The sequence below is a fragment of the Streptomyces sp. NPDC050422 genome (assembly GCF_044458665.1).
Lineage (GTDB): Bacteria > Actinomycetota > Actinomycetes > Streptomycetales > Streptomycetaceae > Streptomyces.
The window spans coordinates 186,666-211,682 of the sequence record NZ_JBITIE010000002.1 but is presented as its reverse complement, the minus strand read 5'-3'; the positions used below and the strand labels follow the sequence as shown (position 1 = coordinate 211,682).

Annotated in this window: 3 protein-coding genes; all 3 read left to right on the top strand. The window is 73.5% G+C overall.

The genetic code is table 11. From position 1 onward, the window contains the following. The first annotated feature begins 64 nt into the window (after window positions 1-64). On the top strand, window positions 65-3,403 hold the full coding sequence (locus tag ACIBJG_RS03765) for a type I polyketide synthase (protein WP_399303567.1): 3,339 nt from the start codon (window positions 65-67) through the stop codon (window positions 3,401-3,403). Between the two features lie 88 nt (window positions 3,404-3,491). Next, complete coding sequence (locus ACIBJG_RS03760) at window positions 3,492-8,450, top strand: type I polyketide synthase (protein ID WP_399303565.1); 4,959 nt, start codon at window positions 3,492-3,494, stop codon at window positions 8,448-8,450. A gap of 112 nt (window positions 8,451-8,562) precedes the next feature. Continuing rightward, entirely contained in the window at window positions 8,563-24,987 is a 16,425-nt protein-coding gene (locus ACIBJG_RS03755) for an SDR family NAD(P)-dependent oxidoreductase (RefSeq protein ID WP_399303563.1), read from the top strand. The last annotated feature ends 30 nt before the right edge of the window (window positions 24,988-25,017 follow it).

The following is a 25,017-nucleotide window of genomic DNA, read 5'->3' as shown; positions in this document are numbered from 1 at the left end:
GATCAGCGTTGGACGCCGCGTGAGTGAGTCGCCACGGATCGTCGACCAGAGGGAGTAGGTCTCGGTGAGCAACGAGGAGCGACTTCTCGAGTATCTGAAGCGGGCCACGACCGACCTGCGTGAGGTCCGTCGCCGGCTGGCGGAGGCCGAGCGCCGTCTCAGTGGGTCGAGCGGGTCCGGCGGCCGTCCCGGGCACCACGACGATCCGGTGGTGATCGTCGGGATGGGGTGCCGGTACCCGGGCGGTGTGACGACGCCGGAGGGGTTGTGGCGGCTGGTCGCGGACGGGGTCGACGCCATCGGGGAGTTCCCGGCGGACCGCGGCTGGGATCCGGAGGTGTACGACCCGGAGCCGGGCACGCCCGGCAGGACGTACGCCCGCGAAGGCGGCTTCCTTTACGACGCCCCCGACTTCGATCCGGTGTTCTTCGGGATCAGCCCTAACGAAGCCCTGATGACCGACCCCCAGCAGCGGTTGCTGCTGGAGGTGTCGTGGGAGGCGATTGAGCGGGCCGGGATCGACCCGACGACGCTCAAGGGGTCGTCCACCGGTGTCTTCGCCGGCGTGATGTACCACGACTACGCACTCGGCGTGGAGCCCGGAAGCACCACGGCGGGCAGCGTCGTCTCCGGCCGGGTGGCCTACACACTCGGCCTCGAGGGCCCGGCGGTCAGCGTCGACACGGCGTGCTCGTCCTCGCTGGTGGCCCTGCACATGGCCGCTCAGGCCCTGCGGTCCGGGGAGTGCTCATTGGCCCTGGCCGGTGGCGTGACGGTGATGCCGAGCCCTGACATGTTCGTGTACTTCAGCACCCAGCAGGGGCTCGCCTCCGACGGCCGCTCGAAGTCCTTCTCCGCGTCCGCCGACGGCGTCGCCTGCTCGGAGGGCGCGGGCGTCCTGCTGCTGGAGCGGCTGTCCGACGCCCGCCGCAACGGGCACCGGGTGCTCGCCGTGGTCCGGGGTTCGGCCCTGAACCAGGACGGCGCGAGCAACGGGCTCACCGCCCCGAACGGCCCGGCCCAGCAGCGCGTCATCCGCCAGGCGCTCGCCAACGCCGGTCTGTCGGCCGCCGAGGTCGACGTGGTGGAGGCGCACGGCACGGGGACCCGGCTCGGCGACCCGATCGAGGCCCAGGCACTGCTGGAGACGTACGGCCAGGAACGGCCCGAGGGGCACCCGCTCCGGCTGGGGTCCATCAAGTCGAACATGGGCCACAGCCAGGCGGCGGCCGGTGTCGCGGGCATCATCAAGATGGTCATGGCCATGCGCCACGGCACTCTGCCCAGGACCCTGTACGCGGACACGCCGTCTGACCAGGTGGACTGGTCGGCGGGCGAGGTGGAGCTGCTGGCCGAGTCGCGCGCCTGGGTGCCTGCCGGCGCGGTACGGCGGGCCGGTGTGTCCTCGTTCGGGATCAGTGGGACGAACGCCCACGTGATCGTCGAGGAGGCGCCGGCGGAGACGGGGGAGACGGCCGTGCGGGCCGGGCTTCCCGTGGTTCCTTGGGTGGTGTCGGCAAAGACTGAGCAGTCCCTCAGTGCTCAGGCCGCCCGCCTGCGGGAACGGGTCGTGGGGGAGCCCGAGACCGATGCGGCGGACATCGGGCTCTCCCTGGCCACCACACGCACGGCCTTCACTCACCGCGCGGTGGTCCTCGGCGACCGGGCGGATGCGCTCGCCGCTCTCGCGGGAGGCGAGGAGCATCCGGGGGTGGTGGTCGGCCGGGCACGTCGTGGTGGGAAGACGGCGTTCCTGTTCACGGGTCAGGGTGCGCAGCGGGTCGGCATGGGCCATGAGTTGTACGAGAACTTCCCGGTGTTCGCCGAAGCCTTCGACGCGGTGTGTGCGGAGGTCGATGCGCAGCTGGGGCGGTCGTTGCGTGAGGTGGTGTGGGGTGAGGATGCGGAGGCGTTGAACGCGACCGGGTTCGCTCAGCCTGCGCTGTTCGCTTTCGAGGTGGCGTTGTTCCGCCTTGTTGAGGCGTGGGGTGTGACCCCTGATGTGGTGGTGGGGCATTCGATCGGTGAGCTGGCTGCCGCTCATGTGGCGGGTGTGTTGTCGCTCGCGGATGCGGCTCGGCTGGTCGTGGCGCGTGGTCGTTTGATGCAGGCGTTGCCGGCTGGTGGTGCGATGGTCGCTGTGCAGGCGTCCGAGGCGGAAGTCCTGCCATTGCTGACCGACGGCGTGGGTATAGCGGCGGTCAACGGCCCGCTTTCAGTTGTGGTTTCAGGTGTGGAGGCTGCTGCTTTGGCGGTCGGGGAGCACTTCGCCGCCGCCGGTCGTAAGACCAGCAGGCTGGCTGTCTCGCACGCCTTCCACTCGGCTTTGATGGAGCCGATGCTGGAGGAGTTCCGTGCGGTGGCGGCGGGGTTGTCCTTTGCCGAGCCGCGTATTCCGGTGGTCTCTACGGTTACGGGTGAGCTGTCTGCGGATTGGCGGTCTGCTGAGTACTGGGTCGATCAGGTTCGCCGGCCGGTCCGTTTCGCCGACGCATTGCGTAGTGCCGAGGAGTGGGGTGCTCGTACGTTCGTGGAGATCGGCCCGGATGCGGTCCTGACCGCTCTCGGCTCCGACTCCGCGACCTTCGTCCCTCTGTTGCGCAGGAAGCGTCCGGAGGCTGAGGCCCTGGTTGCGGCTCTGGGCCGGTTGTACGTGGACGGCGTACGCGTCGACTGGGAGGCGTTCTACGCCGGTTCCGGTGCGCGTCGCGTCGAGCTTCCCACGTACGCCTTCCAGCGCACCCGCTACTGGGTCGAGGGCAGCACCTCCGCCGGCTTCGACCCCAGGGGCCTGGTGGCGGACCACGAGGTTCCCTCCGCCGAGGAGGCCCGGAAGGCCGCGGCGGATCTGCGGGTGCAGCTCGACGGGCTCGGGGCCGCCGAGAGGGGGCGGGTGTTGCTGGCGCTGGTGCGTACGCATGTCGCGGCCGTCCTCGGGCACGCCTCCAGCGGCGTCGTCGAGACCGATCTCGCCTTCCGTGACATGGGCTTCGACTCGCTGGCGGCCGTGGACCTGCGCAAGCGGCTCATTGCCGCCGCCGGATGCGATCTGCCCGCCACCCTGATCTTCGACTACCCGACCCCGCGCTCCGTCAGCGCCTTCCTGGCGGAGAGCCTGGAATCCGGCTCCGGGTCCGGGTCGGCCGTCGGTGATCCGGCCGTCGCGGCCCTGGCCGAGCTCGACCGGATCGAGGCCGTGCTCAGCGGATTCCCCGCGACCGACGGGATCGCGGAGACGATCGGTGCCCGTGCGGACGCGATCACCACCCGGCTGGAAGCCATCGTGCGCCGCTGGCGCGACGCACACGGCGACCAGGCATCGCCAGGCGAGGGCCCCGACTTCGAAACGGTCACCGACGAGGAGCTGTTCGACGTGCTCGACAGCGAATTCGGCATCTCCTAGGAGCGATTCGAAGGTCGTGGCCGGGCTCGCGGCGCAGATCTTCAGCATCCTCCTGGCCAGCAATCAGCTCTAGATTGGTTGAGGTTCGATGAGCAACGACGAGAAGCTCCGGGACTATCTCAAGCGCGCCACCTCCGAACTCCAGCGCACCCGACGCCAGTTGGCGGAGGCCGAGGAGCGCAACAGCGAGCCGGTCGCGATCGTGGCGATGGGGTGCCGTTACCCGGGTGGCATCGCGTCGCCCGAGGATCTCTGGCGCCTGGTGGACTCCGGCCGGGACGCCGTCTCGCTCTTCCCGGACGGCCGGGGCTGGGACATCGAGAACCTGTACGACCCCGAGCCGTCGACGCCCGGCAAGACGTACTGCCGCGAGGGCGGCTTCCTGCACGATGCCGGCGGGTTCGACGCGGACTTCTTCAAGATCAGCCCGCGCGAGGCGCGGGACACCGACCCGCAGCAGCGGCTGCTGCTGGAGGTGTCCTGGGAGGTCATCGAGCGGGCCGGGATCGACCCCACCTCCCTGAAGGGCAGCCGCACCGGGGTGTTCGCCGGTGTGGTCTACCACGACTACCCGGGCGGCGGCGGTACCGGCGGTCTGGCCAGCGTCGCGTCCGGGCGGGTGGCGTACACGCTGGGGCTCGAGGGCCCCGCCGTCACCGTGGACACGGCCTGCTCCTCGTCGCTCGTCGCCCTCCATCTCGCCGTGCAGTCGGTACGTACCGGCGAATGCACGCTGGCTCTCGCGGGTGGTGTCACCGTGATGGCGAGCCCGGACTCCTTCGTCGGCTTCAGCCAGGACCGCGGCCTGGCCCCCGACGGGCGGTGCAAGTCCTTCGCGGCCGCCGCCGACGGCACCACCTGGTCCGAGGGCGCGGGCATGCTCCTCGTCGAGCGGCTGTCCGACGCCCGTCGCCACGGTCACCCCGTCCTCGCCGTCATCCGTGGCTCGGCCATGAACTCCGACGGCGCGTCGAACGGACTGACCGCGCCGAACGGTCCTTCGCAGCAGCGGGTCATCCAGCAGGCCCTCGCCTCGGGCGGGCTGGCCCCCGCCGATGTCGACGCCGTCGAGGCGCACGGCACCGGCACCACGCTCGGTGACCCCATCGAGGCGCAGGCCCTCATCGCCGCCTACGGCCGGGAACGGTCCCCGGACCAGCCGCTGTGGCTGGGCTCGTTCAAGTCGAACATCGGGCACGCGCAGGCCGCGGCCGGGGTCGGCGGCGTGATCAAGATGGTGCAGGCCATGCACGCCGGTGTCCTGCCGCGCACGCTGCACGTGGACGAGCCGAGCCACAACGTCGACTGGAGCGCCGGCACCGTACGGCTGCTGACCGAGCCGGTCGCCTGGCCGGACCGCGGCCGTGCCAAGCGGGCCGCAGTGTCCTCGTTCGGCATGAGCGGGACGAACGTCCACGTGATCGTGGAGGAGGCGCCGGACGTTCCGGCCGCAGCCGACGAGAGCGCGAGCGGCGCCGGCGACACCGCCCCGCGCTTCGTGCCCGTTCTGGTGTCCGCCCGCCGCCCCGAGGCACTGGCCGCCCAGGCCGCCCGGCTCGCCGATCACCTGGAGGCGCACCCCGGTCAGGCGCTCGTCGACACCGGCTGGTCGCTGGCCACGAGCAGGGCCGCCCTGGAGCACCGCGCCGTGATCGTCGCCGACGGCCGGGCCGCGGACCACAGCGAGCTCATACGGTCCCTCCGCGTCCTCGCCGCCGAGTCCGCCGAGTCCGCCGGGTCCGCCGGGTCCGCCGAGTCCGCCGGGTCCGCCGAGTCCGCCGGGTCCGCCGGGTCCGCCGCCGGTGCAACGGCCGGCATCGTCACCGGTGAGGCCCGGCCCGACGCGCTGAGCGCCGTACTGTTCACCGGCCAGGGCGCCCAGCGCCTCGGCATGGGGCGCGAACTGCACGCCGCGTACCCGGTGTTCGCGCACGCCTTCGACGAGGCCGTCGCGGCCCTGGACGCGCACCTCGACACCCCGTTGCGCACGGTGATGTGGGGCGAGGACCGTGCGCTTCTCGACGGTACGGACCGGGCCCAGCCCGCCCTGTTCGCCTGCGAAGTCGCCCTGTACCGGCTCATCGAGTCCTGGGGCGTGCGGCCCGACTTCCTCGCCGGTCACTCCGTCGGTGAGTTCGCCGCCGCCCACGTCGCCGGTGTGCTCACGCTGCCCGACGCCGCCCGTCTGGTCGCCGCCCGGGGCCGCCTGATGCAGGCCCTTCCGCGGGGCGGCGCGATGGTCGCTGTCGAGGCGGCCGAGCACGAGGTGACGCCACTGCTCGCCCCGACCACCGGCATCGCCGCGCTCAACGGGCCGGCCTCCGTGATCGTTTCGGGCGACGAGAGCGACGCCCTCGCCGTCGCCGCGCACTTCGCCGGCCTGGGGCGCAGGACCAAGCGGCTCGCCGTGTCGCACGCCTTCCACTCCCCGCTGATGGAGCCGATGCTCGAGGCGTTCCGTACCGTCGCCGAGAGCATCACGTACGGCACCGCCCGTACGCCGATCGTCTCCACCGTCACCGGGGAACTCGCGGGCGACGACGAACTGGCCTGCGCCGACTACTGGGTGCGGCACGTTCGCGCGAGCGTCCGCTTCGACGACGCCGTACGTGTGCTCGCGGCCAAGGGGGTCCACACCTTCCTGGAGCTCGGCCCCGACGCCGCGCTCACCCCGCTCGGCCCCGACTGCCTGACCGGACCCGACGACGGAACGGACCGGCCGGTGTTCACCGCCGTCCTGCGCCGCGGCCGGGACGAGGAACGCGTGCTGGCCGAAGCCGTCGCGCTCGCCCACACCCGTGGTGTCCCTGTCGACTGGAACGCCTTCCTCACCGCGACCGGCCACCGGCCCCGTCGCGTGGACCTGCCCACCTACGCCTTCCAGCGCCGGACCTACTGGGCCGACCTGTCCGACGCGTCCTCCGGCTCCGCCGCCGCCTCGTCCGCCGCCGACCCCGGGGAGACCCAGTTCTGGGACGCCGTGGAGCGCGAGGACGCGGCAGGGCTCGCGGAGCGGCTCGGGCTCGACCCCGCCGACCTGGGCCCCGTGCTGCCCGCGCTCACCAGCTGGCGGGCCGGGCGGCGGGAGGCCTCGGCGGTGGACGCGCTGCGCTACCGGATCTCCTGGGCGCCGGTCGCCGACCCCGCCGCGCCCGTCCCGCTCACCGGGGACTGGCTCGTCGTCCACACCGCCGAGGAGCGGCCACTCGCGGATGCGCTCAGCGCCGCGCTGACCGCCCGGGGAGCCAACCCCGTACGGGTGGAGGGCGCCGCGCTGCCCGAGGCATCGGCCACCCCGGCCGGCGTCGTCAGCCTGCTCGCCCTGGACAGTGCCCCGCACCCCGGTCACCCCGCGCTCTCCCAGGGCCTGGTGGACACCGTCGGCCTGGTGCGGGAGGCGGCCGCCCGGCAGTGGACCGCCCCGGTGTGGTGCCTGACCCGGGGCGCGGTGGCCACCGACGACACCGACCGGGCGGCCCGCCCCGTGCGGCCCGCGCAGACCGCCGTCTGGGGGCTGGGGGCCGCGCTCGCCCTGGAGGCGCCCGGGACCTGGGGCGGCCTCGTCGACCTCCCGGCGGGCGCCGACCCCGACGCGGCGGTCCTGCTGCGGCTGTGCGACACCCTCTCCCGGGCCACCGGTGAGGACCAGGTCGCCGTCCGGCCCGAAGGCATCTACGCCCGCCGCCTGGTCCGTCCCGCGCAGCCCGACCCCGTCGGGCCGTGGCAGGCGCGAGGCACCGTCCTGGTCACCGGAGGCACCGGCGGGCTCGGCGCCCACGTCGCCCGGATGCTCGCCGCGGACGGGGCGGAGCACATCGTCCTCGTCGGCCGGCGCGGCCCCGAAGCGCCGGGGGCGGCCGAACTCGTCGACGAGATCGCCGCAATGGGCGCACGGGTCTCGGTCGAGGCGTGCGACATGGGCGACCGTGAGGCCGTCCGTACGCTGCTCGCCGGGCTGTCCGGCCTGACCGCCGTCTTCCACGCGGCCGGTCTGCCGCAGCGCATCGCCCCGCTCGGCGAACTGACGCTCGCGGAGCTGGCCGGGGTGGCCGAGGCGAAAGTGCTCGGCGCCCGTCACCTCGACGAACTCCTCGCAGACACCCCGCTCGACGCCTTCGTGCTCTTCTCCTCCGGTGCCGCGGTCTGGGGCAGCGCGGGCCAGTCCGCCTACGGCAGCGCCAACGCCTACCTCGACGGCCTCGCCCACAACCGCCGCGCACGCGGCCTCGCCGCCACGTCCGTGGCCTGGGGCTCCTGGGACGGAGGCATGGTCGACGCCGAACTCGCCGCCGTCATGCGCCGGATGGGCGCGCCCGCGATGGCGCCCGGCCTCGCCGTCGGGGCCCTGCGCCGCATCCTGGCAGGACGCGCCTCGCACGCGGTCGTCGCCGACTTCGACTGGGAGCGCTTCGCCCCCACCTATGCGCTCGCCCGGCCGCGCCCGCTCCTCGACGCCCTGCCCGAAGCCCTCGCCGCCCTCGGCGCGGACGGTACGCAGGACGGTGCGGGCGCCGACCCCGGCCTCGCGGACCGGCTGGCCGCTCTGCCCCGGGCCGAACAGCGGTCCGTCATGCTCGACCTGGTCCGTACCCACGTGGCCGCACTGCTCGGCTACGACGACGCGGCCGAGGTCGCGCCCGACCGCGGCTTCACCGACCTCGGCTTCGACTCCGTCGCCGCCGTCGACCTGCGCACGAAACTCGTCGCCGCCACGGGACGCCCCCTGCCCACCAGCATGATCTACGACCACCCCAGTCCGGGGGCGCTCGCCACCCACCTGTGGTCCGAGCTCTGCCAGGACGAGAACCTCGGCGAACTCCCCGTACTGGACCGGCTCGACCGGCTCGAGGAGGCCGCTGCGGCACTCGCCGCCGAGGACATCGAGGCCACCCGGATCACCGCCCGCCTGCAGAGCCTGCTGGCACGGCTGACCGGAACCCTCGACGCCCAGACCGGTACCGGCGGCCGGAAGGTCGGCGAACAGCTCGAAACCGCCTCCGCCGACGACGTCTTCGCCTTCATCGACAACGAACTCGGCCTCACCTGACCGACCGCGCGGCCAGTGCTGTGACCGGCACCGGGCCCCGCTTCGCAACTCCGCGACCCGACGCGACCCGATTCGACCTCACGGCATGAACAAGGACTCGGTGGGACCCAACATGTCCAATGACGACGCACGGCTTCTCGACTACCTCAAGCGGGTCACGGCGGATCTGCACCAGACCCGGCGCAGGCTTCAGGAGGCCGAGGACCAGGACCACGAACCCATCGCCATCGTGGCGATGAGCTGCCGCTACCCGGGAGGCGTCAGCACCCCAGACGACCTGTGGCGGCTCGTGGCCGAGGGCCGGGACGCCATCACGACCTTCCCCACCGACCGCGGCTGGGACCTCGACGGGCTCCGCGGCGACGAGGCCGACTCCGACGGCGGGTCCGGCAGCAGTTACGTCAACGAGGGCGGCTTCGTCCAGGACGTGGCCGGATTCGACGCCGGCTTCTTCGGGATCAGCCCCAACGAGGCGCTCACCATGGACCCCCAGCAGCGACTGCTGCTGGAGGTGTCCTGGGAGGCGATCGAGCGGGCCGGGATCAACCCGGAGTCGCTGCGCGGAAAGCCCGTCGGTGTGTTCGCGGGTTCCGGAATCCAGGACTACGAGTACCTCACCGGCGCGGCGGGCGAGGTCGCCGAGGCCTACATGACCACCGCCAACGCGGCGGCCGTCATCTCCGGCCGGATCTCCTACACCCTGGGCCTCGAAGGCCCTGCGGTCACCATCGACACGGCCTGCTCCTCCTCGCTCGTCTCCCTCCACCTTGCCGCCCAGGCACTGCGGCAGCGGGAGTGCTCGCTGGCACTCGCCGGCGGCGTCATGGTGATGTCCACCCCGTCGCCCTTCATCGCGTTCAGCCGGCAGCGCGGGCTCGCCCCCGACGGCCGCTGCAAGGCCTTCGCCGAGGCCGCGGACGGCACCGGCTGGTCCGAGGGCGCGGGCATGCTCGTCCTCGAACGGCTCGCGGACGCCCGGCGCAACGGGCACCCCGTGCTCGCCGTCGTGCGGGGCAGCGCGGTCAACCAGGACGGCGCCAGCAACGGCCTGACCGCCCCCAACGGCCGGGCGCAGCAGCGGGTCATCCGCCAGGCCCTCGCCAACGCCCGGCTCTCCGCCGCACACGTCGACGTCGTCGAGGGACACGGCACCGGCACGACTCTGGGTGACCCGATCGAGGCCCAGGCGCTGCTGGCCACCTACGGTCAGGCGCGCGAGGAGGACCGGCCGCTGTGGCTGGGCTCCATCAAGTCCAACATGGGCCACGCACAGGCCGCCGCCGGTGTCGGCAGCATCATCAAGATGGTCGAGGCGCTGCGCCACGGCGTGCTGCCGAAGACCCTCCACGTGGACGAACCGTCGAGCCACGTCGACTGGTCCGCGGGCCGGGTACGGCTGCTGACCGAGACCCGGGAGTGGGAACGTGCCGAGGACCGGCCGAGGCGGGCCGGTGTCTCGGCCTTCGGCGTGAGCGGAACCAACGCCCACATCATTCTCGAAGAGGCCCCGGCGTCGGTCCCGGCCTCCGAGGAGCCGGCCGAGGCACCCGAGGCGCCCGCCGCTGTGGTGCCGCTGCCCGCGCTCCTGCCCTGGCCGGTCTCCGGCCGCGACGCCGCGGCCCTCACCGCCCAGGCGGCCCGGGTCCACGCCCACGCCACGGCCGGGCCGGAGCTGCCCGTCGCCGACCTGACGTACTCCCTGGCGACCGGCCGCGCCGCACTCGAACACCGGGCGGTGGTCCTCGCGGACGGCCGCGACGCGGCTCTGTCCGGGCTCACGGCACTGGCCGGGGGGCAGCCCCATCCCGGGCTGGTGCAGGGGGTCGTCACGCAGGGCCGGACGGCGTTCCTGTTCACGGGGCAGGGTGCGCAGCGGCTGGGCATGGGGCGTGGTCTGCACGAGGCGTTCCCGGTGTTCGCGGAGGCGTTCGACGCTGTGTGCGCGGAGACGGACGTGCACCTGGGGCGGTCGTTGCGTGAGGTGGTGTGGGGTGAGGACGCGGACGAACTGAACGCGACCGGGTTCGCCCAGCCTGCGCTGTTCGCGTTCGAGGTGGCGTTGTTCCGGCTGGTCGAGGCGTGGGGTGTGACCCCTGATGTGGTGGTGGGGCACTCGATCGGTGAGCTGGCCGCCGCGCATGTGGCGGGTGTTCTCTCCCTGGCGGATGCGGCTCGGCTGGTCGTGGCGCGTGGGCGGCTGATGCAGGCGTTGCCGGCCGGTGGCGCCATGGTCGCCGTACGGGCCACCGAGGCGGAAGTCCTGCCGCTGCTGACCGAGGGCGTAGGCATCGCGGCCGTCAACGGACCGCAGGCGGTGGTGGTTTCCGGCACGGAGGCTGCCGCCCTCGCCATCGGTGAGCACTTCGCCGCCGCAGGCCGTAAGACCAGCAGACTGGCGGTCTCGCACGCCTTCCACTCGGCGCTCATGGAGCCGATGCTGGACGAGTTCCGTGCCGTGGCGCAGGAAGTGGCGTTCAGCGAGCCGCGCTTCGCCGTGGTCTCCACCGTCACCGGCGAACCGTCCTCGGACTGGCAGTCCGCGGAGTACTGGGTGGACCAGGTCCGCCGGCCCGTCCGTTTCGCCGACGCCGTCCGCAGCGCCGAGGACCTCGGTGCGCGTACGTTCGTGGAGATCGGCCCGGACGCCGTACTGACCGCTCTCGGCACCGGTTCCGCCACCGACGACTCCACCGGCTTCGTTCACCTGCTGCGCCGCCGCCGCGACGAGGTGCGGGAGGCCCTGGCCGGCATCGCAGCGGTCTGGGCGCGCGGGGCCGACGTCGACTGGGAGGCGTTCTACGCCGGTACCGGCGTCCGCCGGGTCGACCTTCCCACGTACCCCTTCCAGCGCACCCGCTACTGGGTCGAGGGCGGCAGCTCCGCCGGTGACCTCTCCGCCGCCGGTCTCGCCGCCGCCGGCCATCCGCTGCTCGGTGCCGTCGTCTCCCTCGCCGACTCCGGCGGTGTCGTCCTGACCGGCAGGGTCTCCGTCTCGGCCCAGCCGTGGCTGGCCGACCACGTCGTCGGCGGTTCCGTCGTCTTCCCCGGCACGGGCTTCGTCGAACTGGCCGTACGGGCCGGTGACCAGGTCGGCTGCGAGTCGCTCGACGAGCTGATGCTCCAGTCCCCCCTGGTCCTGCCCGAGCGCGGTGCCGTCGCCCTCCAGGTCGAGGTCGGCGCCGCCGACGCGTCCGGGCGGCGCCCGGTCAGCATCCACTCCCGCCGCGACGACCAGCCCGACCAGCCCTGGACCCTGCACGCGGCCGGCGTCCTGGCGGCCACCACCGCGGACCCCGCCCCCTTCGACCTGGCGGCCTGGCCGCCCGCCGCCTCCACCCCGATCGACACGGACGGGGTGTACGAGGCGCTGGCCGCCGCCGGCCTCGCGTACGGGCCCGCCTTCCGCGGCCTGACCGGTGCCTGGCGGGCCGGTACCGAGGTCTTCGCCGAGGTCGGACTGCCGGACCGGGCCCGGCCCGGGGCCGCCGCCTTCGGGCTGCACCCGGCGCTGCTGGACGCTTCCCTGCACGGTTCCGTGTTCACCGACCTGTTCGCCGAGGCCACCGGCCCGGTCCTGCCGTTCGTCTGGACGGGGGTACGGCTGCACGCCTCCGGAGCCGCGCGCCTGCGGGTCCGTATCGCCCCGGACGGTGCCGGAGCGATCGCCCTGTCCGTCGCCGACGAGACGGGCCGGCCCGTCCTGTCCGTCGACTCCCTCGTCCTGCGCGAGGTCACCGCCCGGCAACTGGCCGCCGCCCGCGCCGTCGCCCACGAGTCGTTGTTCGCCCTGGACTGGGCCGAACTCCCCTCCGCGGCACAGGAGTCCGGCCCGGCCGACTGGGCCACGCTGCGCGCCGACGGGCCCGTACCCGAGAGCGTCGTCCTGCGCTCCCGGCACGCCGGTACGGACCCCGGGAGCGTCCGCGCCGCCACCACCGAGATACTCGCCGCACTCCAGCACTGGCTGGCCGACGACCGGTACACCGCCTCGCGCCTGCTCATCGCGACCCACGGGGCCGTGGCCCGTACCGGCGAGCCCCACGAGGACGTGCCCGACCTCGCAGGGGCGGCCGTCTGGGGCCTGGTGCGCTCCGCACAGGCGGAGAACCCCGGACGCTTCGTCCTCGCGGACCTCGACGACCTCGCCGATGACGCGCAGGCCGCCGCCGCGCTGGCCACCGGTGAGTCCCAGGCCCTCGTGCGCGGCACGGCCGTGTACGGCGCCCGCCTCACCCGTCTCACGGACGACCCCGAGACGCGCGTCCGCCCGGACTTCGGCACCGGCACCGTCCTGGTCACCGGCGCGACCGGCGCGCTCGGCCGCCTCGTGGCCCGTCAGCTCGTCGAGATTCACGGCGTACGGAGCCTGCTGCTGGTCTCCCGACGTGGCATCGACGCCCCCGGCGCGGCCGAGTTCCGTGCCGAACTCCAGGGCCTCGGAGCGGAAGTCACCGTCGAGGCATGCGACGTCGCGGACCGCGACGCCCTGACCGCGCTCGTCGCCGGGGTACCGCTCACCGGCGTCGTCCACCTCGCCGGTGTGCTCGACGACGCGCTCATCGCCTCGCTGACCCCGCAGAGCCTGGACACCGTGCTGCGCGCCAAGGCCGACGCCGCGCTTCACCTGCATGAACTGACCCGGGACCGGGAGCTGTCGGCCTTCGTGCTCTTCTCCTCGGCCACCGGTGTACTGGGTGTCCCCGGACAGGCCAACTACGGGGCGGCCAACGCCCTGCTCGACGCGCTAGCCACCCACCGGCGCGCCCACGGCCTGCCCGCCCAGTCCCTCGCCTGGGGGCTGTGGGCGAGCGGCATGTCCGGCACCCTGACGGACGCCGACCTCCAGCGGATGAGCCGCACCGGGATCGGAGCCCTCACCTCCGCGTACGGCCTGGACCTCTTCGACCGGGCCCTGACGGTCGACGCCCCCGTCGTCCTGCCGATCCGGCTCGACGTGCGCACCCTCGCCGAGGCGGGCGACGCCCTGCCGCCGCTCTTCCGGAAGCTGGTACGCGTACGGGCCCGGCGCACCGCCGCGTCCGCACCGGAGGCGGCCGGAGCCCTGCGCGGCAGGCTGGCCGGACTGGACCGGGACGAGCAGGAGAGCATCCTGCTGGACCTGGTGCGTACGCAGGTCGCGGTGGCCCTCGGATACCCCGGGCCGGACGCGGTCGACGGGACCCGCGCCTTCAGCGAACTCGGATTCGACTCCCTGACGGCCGTCGAGTTCCGTAACGCGGTCAGCGCCGCGGCCGAGGTGCGACTGCCCGCGACCCTCGCCTTCGACTATCCCAGCCCCCGCGCACTGGCCCGCCATCTGCTCGACGAACTCGGGGACTCCATAAGCGAGTCGAGGCCGACGAACGCGGCGGTCGCGAGCGGTTCGTCGGAGAGCGACCCGATCGTGATCGTCTCCATGGCCTGCCGCTACCCGGGCGGGGTGCGCACCCCCGAGCAGCTCTGGCAGCTCGTCGCCGACCGCGTGGACGCCGTCTCCGCCTTCCCCGCCAACCGGGGCTGGGACACTGGCCGCATCTACGACCCGACCTCTGAGCGGCCGCACACCAGCTACGCCAACGAGGGCGGATTCCTGCACGAGGCAGGCGAGTTCGACCCGGCGTTCTTCGGGATCAGCCCCAACGAGGCCACCGTCATGGACCCGCAGCAGTTCCTGCTGCTGGAGACGGCCTGGGAGGCGTTCGAGCGGGCCGGGATCGACCCGGAGACCCTGCGGGGCAGCATGACCGGCTACTACGCCGGGATGATGTACCACGACTACGCGGCCAACAACAGCACCGGAGCCATCGCCTCCGGACGCGTCTCGTACGTGTTCGGCCTCGAAGGCCCCGCCGTCACGGTCGACACGGCGTGCTCGTCCTCGCTGGTGGCCCTGCACATGGCCGCCCAGGCGCTGCGGTCCGGCGAATGCTCGCTCGCGCTGGCCGGCGGGGTGGCGGTCATGGCCACCCCCGAGGTCTTCGTCGAGTTCAGCCGCCAGCGCGGTCTAGCCCCGGACGGCCGCTGCAAGTCCTTCGGCATCGACGCCAACGGCACGGGCTGGGGCGAGGGTGCGGGAGTTCTGCTGCTGGAGCGGCTCTCCGACGCGCGCCGCAACGGCCACCCGGTGCTGGCGGTGGTCCGGGGCTCCGCCCTGAACCAGGACGGCGCGAGCAACGGCCTGACCGCCCCGAACGGGCCTTCGCAACAGCGGGTCATCCGCCAGGCGCTCGCCAACGCGGGCCTGACGGCGGCCGAGGTCGACGCGGTGGAGGCACACGGCACCGGCACGACCCTGGGCGACCCGATCGAGGCCCAGGCGCTGCTGGCGACCTACGGTCAGGGGCGCGAGGAGGGCCACCCGCTCTGGCTGGGGTCCATCAAGTCGAACATGGGCCACACGCAGGCGGCGGCCGGTGTGGCGGGCATCATCAAGATGGTCATGGCGATGCGCCACGGCATCCTGCCGCCGTCACTGCACGCGGAGGAACGCTCGGACCAGGTGGACTGGTCGGCGGGTGACGTGGAACTGCTCACCGAGGCCCGGGACTGGCAGCCGGCCGGCCACCCGAGGCGCGCGGGCATCTCCTCGTTCGGGATCAGCGGGACGAACGCCCACGTGATCGTGGAAGAGGCCCCGGTGGAGGCGGCGGAGCCGGCTCAGAGGGCTGAACTTCCCGTGGTTCCCTGGGTGGTGTCGGCGAAGAGCGCCGAGGCGCTGGCCGGGCAGGCCGAGCAGTTGCTGACCGTGGCCGGCGACCACAGGCCCGAGGACGTCGGGTACTCCCTGGTGGCGTCGAAGCCCTTGTTCGAGCACCGGGCGGTGGTCCTCGGCGACCGGGCGGGCGCGCTCGCCGCCCTTGTGGGGGGTGTGGACCACCCGGGGCTGGTGCGGGGGGCGGCCGCGCCGGGCCGGACGGCGTTCCTGTTCACGGGGCAGGGTGCGCAGCGGCTGGGTATGGGTCGTGAGTTGTATGAGAGCTTCCCGGTGTTCGCGGCCGCGTTCGACGCGGTGTGTGCGGAGACAGATGCGCAGCTGGGGCGGTCGTTGCGTGAGGTGGTGTGGGGCGAGGATGCGGAGGCGTTGAACGCGACCGGGTTCGCTCAGCCTGCGCTGTTCGCTTTCGAGGTGGCGTTGTTCCGCCTTGTTGAGGCGTGGGGTGTGACTCCGGATGTGGTGGTGGGGCACTCGATCGGTGAGCTGGCCGCCGCCCACGTGGCGGGGGTTCTCTCCCTCGCGGACGCGGCTCGACTGGTCGTCGCCCGGGGCCGGCTGATGCAAGCACTGCCGGCAGGCGGTGCGATGGTCGCCATCCAGGCATCCGAGGACGAAGTCCTGCCGCTGCTCACGGACGGGGTCGGGATCGCGGCGGTCAACGGGTCGCATTCTGTGGTGGTTTCGGGTACGGAGGCTGCCGCCCTAGCGGTCGGGGAGCATTTCGCCGCCGAAGGCCGTAAGACCAGCAGGCTGTCGGTGTCGCACGCCTTCCACTCGGCTCTGATGGAGCCGATGCTGGACGAGTTCCGTGCGGTGGCAGAAGGGCTTTCTTTCTCCGAGCCACGCATTCCGGTGGTCTCCACCGTCTCGGGTGAGCTGACAGCGGAGTGGCAGTCTGCGGAGTACTGGGTCGACCAGGTCCGTAAGCCTGTCCGTTTCGCCGATGCTGTGCGCAGTGCCGAGGAGTGGGGTGCTCGTACGTTCGTCGAGATCGGCCCGGATGCGGTCCTGACCGCTCTCGGTACGGACTCCGCGACCTTCGTCCCGCTGCTGCGCCGGAGCCGTCCCGAGTCCGAGGCTCTGGTCGCGGCTGTGGGCCGTCTGTTCGTGGAGGGTGCCCGGGTCGACTGGGAGGCGTTCTACGCCGGTTCCGGTGCCCGTCGGGTCGAGCTTCCCACGTACGCCTTCCAGCGCACCCGCTACTGGGTGGGCACGGAGGAGTACCTCGCCAACTCGTGGATCGGCGCCGGCGGCGGCAGCATGGCGACGGCGGGTCTGACCGATGCCGGGCACCCGCTGCTCGGTGCGGTGCTGCCGTCCCCCGACACCGATGTGGTCACGTTCACCGGCCGGCTGTCCGCCAGTACGCACGGCTGGATCGTCGACCACGACGTCCTCGGGAGCATCCTGCTGCCGGGCACCGGATTCGTGGAGCTGGCCATCCGGGCCGGTGACCAGGTCGGGTGCAACGTGCTGGAGGAGCTGGCGCTGCAGGCGCCGCTTGTCCTTCCCGAGCGCGGGGCCGTGACCGTGCAGATGATCCTCGGTGCCGCCGATGCCTCTGCCCGGCGCTCGGTGAGCGTCTACTCCCGCGCCGAGGACCGGCCGGATCTGCCGTGGACCCTGCATGCCGACGGCGTACTCGCCGCCGGCGCCGGGGCCACCGGCTTCGACCTTTCGGCCTGGCCGCCCGCAGGGGCCGACGAACTGTCGATGGACGGTGCGTACGAGGGGCTGCGCGAGCGGGGCTTCGGATACGGGCCGACGTTCCAGGGACTCAAGGCCGCCTGGCGTGACGGCGACGTGCTGTACGCGGAGGTCGCCCTCCCGGAGCAGGCGCACGCCGAGGCCGCGAAGTTCGGGATCCACCCGGCGCTCCTGGACGCCGCCATGCACGCGGCGCTCGTGAACGGCACCGGTGGTGACGAGACCGTGCTGCCGTTCGTCTGGCGGGACGTCACCCTGCACGCGGCAGGCGCCTCCGTCGTACGGGTACGCATCACCCAGCCCACCCCGGAAAGCCTCTCCTTGCAGGTCGCGGACGCCACCGGGGCCCCCGTGGCCACCGTGGGCGCGGTCGTCGGCCGGCCCGTCTCCACCGAACAGCTCGCCACGGGCGGGAACGACTCCCTCTTCCGCATCGCCTGGAACCGGCTGCCCGCCGCGCAGCCCCGCACACCCGCCGAGGGGCCCGCCCCCGCTGTCTTCGACTGCGGGACGCGGGAGGTGCCCGGGGACGTGCCGGGTGCGGTGCACGGACTTGTGGGCCAGGTGCTGGAGGCCGTGCAGGAGTGGCTGTCGGCGGACCGGCCCGACGGCGCGGTGCTGGCGGTCGCCACGCGCGGCGCGGTGGCCGTGTCCGACGGCGAGCCGGTCGACGTGCGGCAGGCCCCGGTCTGGGGTCTGGTGCGGGCCGCGCAGGCGGAGAACCCGGGGCGGTTCGTCCTGGTCGACTCCGACGGGTCCGTGCCCTGGGAGCGGCTGACCGCTCTCGGCGAGCCGGAGCTGGTCGTCCGGGACGGAGAGGTGTGGGTGCCGCGCCTGGTCCTCGCCGCGCCGGGTGACGGGGCCGCGCCGGTGTGGGACGCGGACGGGACCGTACTGATCACGGGCGGTACCGGCGGGCTGGGTGCGCGTGTGGCCCGGCACCTGGTGGCCGAGCACGGCGTACGGGGTCTGCTGCTGGTGGGGCGCCGGGGCGCCGGGGCGCCCGGGGTCGGTGAGCTGGTGGCCGAGCTGTCGGCCCTGGGCGCCACGGTCGCCGTGGCCGCGTGCGACGTGGCGGACCGCGAGTCCCTCGCTTCGGTGATCGCGTCCGTGGGCCCGGATCGCCCGCTCTCCGGGGTGGTGCACGTGGCAGGCGTCGTCGACAACGGCGTGGTCGGGGCGCTGACGCCCGATCGGGTGGACGCGGTGCTGCGCCCGAAGGTGGACGCGGCCTGGCATCTGCACGAGCTGACCCGGGACCTGGACCTGTCGGCGTTCGTGATGTTCTCCTCCGCCGGTGGTCTGGTGCTGGCGGCGGGGCAGGGCAACTACGCGGCCGCCAACGTCTTCCTGGACGCCCTCGCCGCCCAGCGCCACGCCGAGGGGCTTCCAGCCTGCGCGATGGCCTTCGGGCTGTGGGGCGTCGACACCGGCATGACCAGCGTCGACATGCTGGACCTGGCCGCGGAGCGGATGGCGGCCCAGGGGCTGCCCGCGCTGTCCGAGGAGGAGGGCCTGGCCCTGTTCGACGCCGCACTGGCGTCGGGCCTGGCGGCCACTGTGCCGCTCCGGATCGACACGAACGTCCTGCGTTCCCGTGCCGCCGCCCTCCCCGCCCTGCTGCGCGGCCTCGTACGGGTTCCCGTCCGCCGCAGTGCGCAGTCCGCGGACGGCGGCGACGGGCTCCTCGCCCGTCTGGCGGGACTCGACGCCGATGCGCGCGCCGCCGCGCTCCTCGACCTCGTGCGGACCCAGGTGGCCGGCGTGCTCGGGCACGCCTCCGCCGATGCCGTCGAGCCGGAACGGGCCTTCAGCGAACTGGGCTTCGACTCGCTCGCCGCGGTCGAGCTGCGCAACCGGCTCGGTGAGACGACGGGCCTTCGGCTCCCCGCCACGCTGATCTTCGACTATCCGACCGCGCAGGCCGTCGCCGCCTTCATGGGCGAGCAGGTGGCCGGTTCGGACCGGGCCGCGCTCGTGCCCGCCCGCGCTCTGCCCGTCGGCGGCGGACCGGACGGGGACGGCGATCCGGTGGTGATCGTCGGGATGGGGTGCCGGTACCCGGGCGGTGTGACGACGCCGGAGGGGTTGTGGCGGCTGGTCGCGGACGGGGTCGACGCCATGGGCGAGTTCCCGGGGAACCGTGGCTGGGATCCGGAGGTGTACGACCCGGAGCCGGGTACGCCCGGCAGGACGTACGCCCGCGAGGGCGGCTTCCTCTATGACGCGGCCGACTTCGATCCGGTGTTCTTCGGGATCAGTCCCAACGAGGCCTTGATGATGGATCCGCAGCAGCGGTTGCTGCTGGAGGTGTCGTGGGAGGCGATCGAGCGGGCCGGGATCGACCCGACGACGCTCAAGGGGTCGTCCACCGGTGTCTTCGCCGGCGTGATGTACCACGACTACGCACTTGGCGTGGAGGCCGCGGCCAGCAGCGGCGGCAGCCTCGTCTCGGGCCGTACCTCGTACACGCTGGGCCTCGAAGGACCCTCCGTCACCGTCGACACGGCCTGCTCGTCCTCACTCGTCGCTCTGCACATGGCCGCCCAGGCCCTGCGGGCGGGCGAGTGCTCGCTGGCCCTGGCCGGTGGGGTCGCCGTCATGGGCACCCCGGGCATGTTCATCGAGTTCAGCCGGCAGCGCGGGCTCGCCCCGGACGGCCGGTCCAAGTCCTTCGCGGCCTCGGCGGACGGCGTCGCCTGGGGCGAGGGCGCAGGCGTCCTGCTGCTGGAGCGGCTCTCCGACGCCCGCCGCAACGGCCACCCCGTCGTCGCCGTCCTCCGTGGCTCCGCACTCAACCAGGACGGCGCCAGCAACGGGATGACGGCCCCCAACGGGCCCTCCCAGCAGCGGGTCATCCGCCAGGCGCTCGCCAACGCGGGCCTGACGGCGGCGGAGATCGACGCGGTGGAGGCACACGGAACGGGTACGACCCTGGGCGACCCGATCGAGGCGCAGGCGCTGCTGGCGACCTACGGTCAGGGGCGCGAGGAGGACCAGCCTCTGTGGCTCGGGTCCATCAAGTCCAACATGGGTCACACACAGGCGTCCTCGGGCGTCGCCGGTGTCATCAAGATGGTCATGGCCATGCGCCACGGTGTCCTGCCGAGGACGTTGCACGTGGACGAACCCTCGACCCAGGTCGACTGGACCGCCGGGAACGTCGCGCTGCTCACCGAGGACCGCGCATGGCAGCCCGTGGACCGGCCGCGCCGAGCCGGCGTCTCCTCCTTCGGGATCAGCGGGACGAACGCCCACGTGATCGTCGAGGAAGCGCCCGAAGAGGCTGCGAAGCCGGCGGGCGAGGCCAGTGAACTTCCCGTCGTGCCCTGGGTGTTGTCGGCCAAGAGCCCGCAGGCCCTGGCCGCTCAGGCCGAGCGGCTGGTGGAGCGGGTGCGGGAACAGCCGGAGACCGATCCGGCCGACCTCGGCCTTTCGCTGATCTCCACACGCACCGCATTCGCCCACCGGGCCGTGGTGGTGGGCGTGCGGAACGAGGAGCTGCTCCGCGGACTGACCGCGCTGGCCCAGGGGCGCAACGCCCCCGCGGTGGCCGCCGGACAGGCTCGCCGCAGCGGGAGGACGGCGTTCCTGTTCACCGGCCAGGGTGCGCAGCGGCTGGGTATGGGCCGTGAGTTGTACGAGGCGTTCCCCGCGTTCGCCGAAGCCTTCGATGCCGTGTGTGCGGAGGTCGATGCGCAGCTGGGGCGGTCGTTGCGTGAGGTGGTGTGGGGTGAGGACGCGGACGAGCTGAATGCGACCGGGTTCGCTCAGCCTGCGCTGTTCGCGTTCGAGGTGGCGTTGTTCCGGCTGGTCGAGGCGTGGGGTGTGACCCCTGATGTGGTGGTGGGGCACTCGATCGGTGAGCTGGCTGCCGCGCACGTGGCGGGGGTTCTCTCCCTGGCGGATGCGGCCCGGCTGGTCGTCGCCCGTGGTCGGCTGATGCAGGCGTTGCCGGCCGGTGGCGCCATGGTCGCCATCCAGGCATCCGAGGATGAAGTCCTGCCGCTGCTCACCGACGGGGTGGGGATCGCGGCGGTCAACGGGCCGCAGGCGGTCGTGGTTTCAGGAACCGAGGCGGCCGTTCTCGCGGTCGGTGAGCACTTCGCCGACGCCGGTCGCAAGACCAGCAGGCTTGCTGTCTCGCACGCCTTCCACTCGGACCTCATGCAGCCGATGCTGGCCGAGTTCCGGACCGTGGCCACGGAGCTGACCTACGCCGAGCCGAGCCTCCCGGTGGTGTCCACCGTCACCGGCGAACTGTCCTCGGACTGGGAGTCGCCGGAGTACTGGGTCGGCCAGGTCCGCCGGCCCGTCCGCTTCGTCGACGCCGTCGCTGCGCTGGAGCGGCAGGGCGTCACCCGGTTCCTGGAGGTCGGCCCGGACGGGGTCCTGACCGGGCTTGCCCAGCAGCTCATCGACGGTGACGGTGGCGGCGCCGGCGCGAACGATGCGGGCGGTGAGGGAGTCCTCGTACCGGCCGTGCGCCGCAACCGCCCCGAGCCCGAGTCCCTCGTCGCGGCCGTGGGCCGGCTGTACGTGGACGGCGTACGGGTCGACTGGGAGGCGTTCTACGCCGGCAGCGGTGCTCGGAGGGTCGACCTCCCCACGTACCCCTTCCAGCGCACCCGTTACTGGGTCGACGCGGCCAAGCCGGCCACCGATGCCGTGGCCGTCGGCCAGGGCGCCCTGGACCACCCGCTGCTCGCGGCCGTCGTGGCGTCCCCCGACTCCGACGCGGTGACGTTCACCACCAGGATCTCCCTGGACGCCCAGCCCTGGGTGGCCGACCACGCCGTGCACGGCAGCATCCTGCTTCCCGGCACCGGCTTCGTGGAACTCGCCCTGCGGGCCGCCGACCACGTCGGCTGCGGGCTGCTGGAGGAACTCACCCTCTACGCACCGCTCGTCCTGCCCGAACGCGGCGGAGTCGCTCTCCAGGTCGTGGTCGGCGAGCCCGACGCGCAGGCCCGGCGGGCCGTCCGGGTGTACTCGCGCCCGGAGAGCCACCCCGAGGAGCCGTGGACCCGTCACGCCGACGGCATGCTGGCCCCGGCCGGCGGCGCGGCGGGCGACGGGCTCACCGTCTGGCCGCCCGCCGGAGCCGAGGAGCTGGACGCCGACGGGCTGTACGACAGCCTTCAGGAGCGCGGGTTCGGCTACGGCCCGGTGTTCCAGGGGCTGACCGCGGCCTGGCGGCACGGTGACGCGCTCTACGCCGAGATCGTGCTGCCCGAGCAGGCGCACGCGGACGCCGGGCGCTTCGGGCTGCACCCGGCCCTGCTCGACGCCTCCCTGCACGCGCTCGGCTTCGGTGGTCTCGGCGCCGAGGAGGACGAGGGGCAGGCGCTGCTCCCCTTCTCCTGGGCGGGCGTCACCCTGCACGCCGCGTCCGCGACCGCGGTACGGGTCCGGCTCGCGCCGGTCGAGGGCCGGCGCAACGCGGTGCGCCTCGACCTCACCGACCCGGCCGGGGCCCCCGTGGCCTCGGTGGACGCGCTGCAACTGCGGCCGGTCGCCGTGGGGCAGCTCGCCGCCGCCGGGTTCCGGGACGCGTTGCTGGCCGTCGAGTGGCAGCCGGTCGGCGGCGGCAGCGGGCCGCGCTGGGACTGGGCGGTCGCGGGTCCGGGCCTGGAGCTCGCCGGGCTGCCGGCGGTGCCGGGGCTCGACGCGCTGGGAGCGGCGGGCGCCGCCGTGCCGGACCTGGTGCTGCTGCCCGTCCTGGCGGACGGGCCCGCCGCCGGCGGTGAGCACGAGGTCCCCGCAGGGGTGCGTACCGCCGTGGACGGGGCACTGGCCGCCGTGCAGCGATGGCTGGACGAGCCGAGGTTCGCGCAGTCGCGGCTGGTGCTGGTCACGCGGGCCGCGGCGGCCGTCGCCGACGGCGACCCGGTCGATGTGCGCCAGGCCCCGGTGTGGGGGCTGTTGCGGGCCGCACAGGCGGAGAACCCCGGCCGTTTCGTCCTGCTCGACCTGGAGGAGGGCGAGCCGTCGCCGCGCGCGCTGGCCGCCGCACTCGCCTCGGACGAACCCGAACTCGCCGTCCGCCGGGACAAGGTGCTCGCGCCCCGGCTCGCACGGTCGGTGGCACCCGGCGGCGCATCGCCGTGGGATCCCGACGGGACCGTCCTGATCACCGGCGGCACCGGCGGGCTCGGCGCGATCGTCGCCCGTCACCTGGTGACCGAGCACGGCGTACGGCACCTGGTGCTCGCCGGCCGGCGCGGGCTCACAGCGCCCAACGCGGCCGGGCTCCGCGACGAACTGGCCGCGCTCGGCGCGCGGGTGGAGATCGCCGCCTGCGACGTCTCCGACCGGGCGGCCGTGGCGGAACTGATCGGGGGCATCGACCCGGAGCACCCGCTGCGCGGGGTCGTCCATGCCGCGGGTGTCGCCCACAACGGGCTGGTCGGGGCGCTCACGCCCGAGCAGGTGGACCACGTGCTGCGGGCCAAGGCGGACGCGGCCTGGCACCTGCACGAGCTGACCGCCGGGCTGGACCTGTCCGTGTTCGCGCTGTTCTCCTCGGCCGGCGGGCTGGTCATGGCCGCGGGGCAGGGCAACTACGCCGCCGCCAACGTCTTCCTCGACGCACTCGCGGCCCACCGCCGCTCACGCGGTCTCGCCGCCACCTCCATGGCCTTCGGGCTGTGGGCCACCGAGACCGGGCTCAGCCAGTGGCTCGGTGAGGCCGACCTCCAGCGGATGCGGCGCACCGGAACACCGGCGCTGACCGAGGAGGAGGGCCTGTGGCTCTTCGACGCGGCCGTCGCCGCCGACGCCGCCGCGCTCGTCCCGCTCCGGGTCGACCTCGCCGCCCTGCGGGCCCGTACCGATGTCGTCCCGGCGCTGTTGCGGGCCCTGGCGCCCGCCGGGCGTCGCCGGGCCGGTGCGGCGGCCGCCGCCCGGGAGGCCGGCGGGCTCGCCCAGAAGGTGCGCGGGCTGGACGAGGCGGCCCGGACACGGCTCGTGCTCGACGAGGTGCTGAGCCACGCCGCCGAGGTCCTCGGGCACGCCGACGCCGGTGCGGTGGAGGCCGAAGCGGGCTTCCTGGAGGCCGGGTTCGACTCGCTGACCGCCGTCGAACTGCGCAACCGGCTGAACGCGGCCTCCGGGCTCGCCCTGCCGGCCATGGTGGTCTTCGACAGCAAGCACCCGCTCGACCTGGCCCGGCTGGTCGCCGGCCGGCTGGCCGCCCAGGGGGACGCGGGGCAGACCGCCGCACCCGCCGCGGACACCGACAACCGGGTCGACGACACCCTGTACGGGCTGTTCCTCGACGCGATCATGTCGGGGAACCTCCAGCCCGGACTGGCCATGCTGCGTTCGGTGGCCGCGCTGCGGCCCTCCTTCGCCACCGCGGCCGAGCTGGCCGAGCTGCCCGAAGCGGTCGCGTACGGGGCCCGCACCAAGCAGGCCGTCGACGGGCCGACGGCGCCCCGGCTGATCTGCCTCTCCACCCCGACCGTGGCGGGCGGCGTGCACCAGCACGCACGGCTCGCGGCCCGGCTCTCGATGCCGGTGTCCGGGATCCCCACCCCCGGGTTCGCGCGCGGTGACGCGCTGCCGGAGTCGTTCGACGCGGCCGTGGACGTCCTCGCCGAGGCCGTCCTGCGTACCGCCGGAGGGGAACCGTTCGTCCTGCTCGGCTTCTCCTCGGGCGGCCTGCTCGCCCACGCCACCGTGGCCCGCCTGGAGCGGGTGCACGGGGTACGGCCGGCCGGGCTCGTGCTCCTGGACACGTACTACATGGGCCGGACGAACGACGCGATCTTCGACCAGATGGCCTTCGCCGTCCCCGACAAGGCCGCCACGCTGGGTTCGTTCAGCAGCGCCGAACTCTCCGCGATGGGCCGGTACGTGGAGCTGCTGCCGCAGTTCACGCAGGCGGACATCGAGGCGCCCGTGCTGTTCGTACGGGCCGGGGACCTCTTCGAGAAGGGCGAGGAAGCCGTGACCGGGCCAGGCAACGGCTGGCAGGCCGACTGGGAGGGCGCGGACACCGTGGCGACCGTCCCCGGCACGCATTTCACCATCGTCGAGCAGCACGTCGACACGACGGCCCCCGTCATCGACAGCTGGCTGAAGGACCTCAAGGAGCGGATCTCCTCATGAGCACGGGGCAACGAGCACAGCACGGGACGG